Annotated in this window: 1 protein-coding gene; it reads left to right on the top strand. The window is 50.6% G+C overall.

All coding sequences use genetic code 11. The features are described from left to right. Nucleotides 1-255: 255 nt before the first annotated feature. Nucleotides 256-1,608 (top strand): IS21 family transposase (gene istA, locus BLQ81_RS21845; protein WP_245693343.1); only part of this gene is annotated, 1,353 nt, incomplete at its 3' end.

The following is a 1,608-nucleotide window of genomic DNA, read 5'->3' as shown; positions in this document are numbered from 1 at the left end:
TGGATATTCCGGAGCATGTTGACCCCCTGAATCCGGAGGTTTTTCAGGAGCAAAAAGTGCCTTTAGTGGCCAGATTCGACTGACATTCCGGCGGATGTTGACCCCCCAAAGTGGGATATTCGTCTGGATTCCGGAGCATGTTGACCCCCTTGGGTCCTGAATCCGGAGGATATTGACCCCTCTTTTTAATGGTTTTGGTTTCTTAGTCGCTCACCAAGTACTAAGCGGAAGACGATGGCCGGAAAACCAAAACCCATGAGTCAGATCAAACAACTCCTCATTTTACACCGTCAGGGGCAGGGCATCAAAGCCATTGCACGCAGCCTGTCCATGAGCAGGAATACGGTAAAGTCCTACCTTTTCAAGCTCGAAAAACTACTCAGTGATTCAGTCACCGAATTAAGTATTGAGCATATTTTGGGCATGGAAGAGCCGGAGATTTACCACCTCTTTCATCCCGGAAATCCTTCCTACAAAGACAGTCGATACGAGCATTTCAAGAGTCTGCTGGATTACTTCTCTGGTGAACTTCGCCGCACCGGAGTCAGCCGTGCGCTGCTTTGGGAGGAATATAAGCAGGGTCGTCCTGACGGATACGGATATTCCCAGTTTTGCCATCATCTGGATCAGCATAGCTCAGCGAAGACCAAGCCCTCATTGGTGCTGGAACATGCCCCTGCCGAAAAGCTCTACATTGATTTTGCGGGAAAGACCATCCCTTATATTGATCGGGAAACCGGTGAACTGATCCCCTGTCAGCTTTTTGTAGCCTGTCTGCCTTTCTCCGACTATTCCTTTGCTATGGCAATCCCATCGCAGGCTTTGGCGGACTTCCTCTACGCACTGGCCTGCTGTCTGGAGTTTCTGGGCGGAGTCCCATTGATTCTTGTTCCGGACAACTTTAAAGCAGCAGTGGTCAAAGCCGATCGTTATGAACCCGACATCAACCGGGCTTTGGAAGACTTTGCCAGCCACTATGGGATGGCCGTTGTTCCGACCCGTGCGGGTAAGCCAAAAGACAAGGCACGGGTAGAGAATCAGGTCAAGATTCTTTATTCCCGTATCTATGCCAAGCTGCGAAACAGACAGTTCTTTGACCTGTATTCGCTCAATGAGGCCATCCGGATCCAACTCAAAGCACACAATCAAACCCGGATGAAGCAAAAAGGCCACTGTCGGGAAGAGCAGTTTATGGCTTCAGAAAAACCGCTCCTTGCCCCGCTTCCTACCGAACGCTTTGAACTCCGGCACCACGCCGAGCTGACCTTATCCAAAAATAACCATGTCTATCTGGCCCGGGACAAGCATTACTACAGTGCCCCCCATACCTTGATTGGCAAAAAGCTCAAGGTCATCTACACCCGATCCATGGTGCAGCTGTACCATCAGGGCAAGAAAGTCGCTGCCCATGTGAGAAGCTTCAAAGCAGGAGGATACTCCACTGTCAAAGACCACCTTTGCTCCCAGCATCAACACTACCGCGACCGCAGTCCGGACTATTACCGGGATCTGGCTTCCCAAAAATCTGCGGTGCTAGGCAAGTACATCTGCGGTCTTTTTGAGCAAAACCGCTATCCCGAACAGCTCTACAAAACCTGTGACGGGTTA

Origin of the sequence: Algoriphagus alkaliphilus (assembly GCF_900103735.1) — a bacterium.
GTDB classification, from domain to species: Bacteria; Bacteroidota; Bacteroidia; order Cytophagales; family Cyclobacteriaceae; genus Algoriphagus; species Algoriphagus alkaliphilus.
This window is presented reverse-complemented; position numbering and strand designations above follow the sequence as displayed.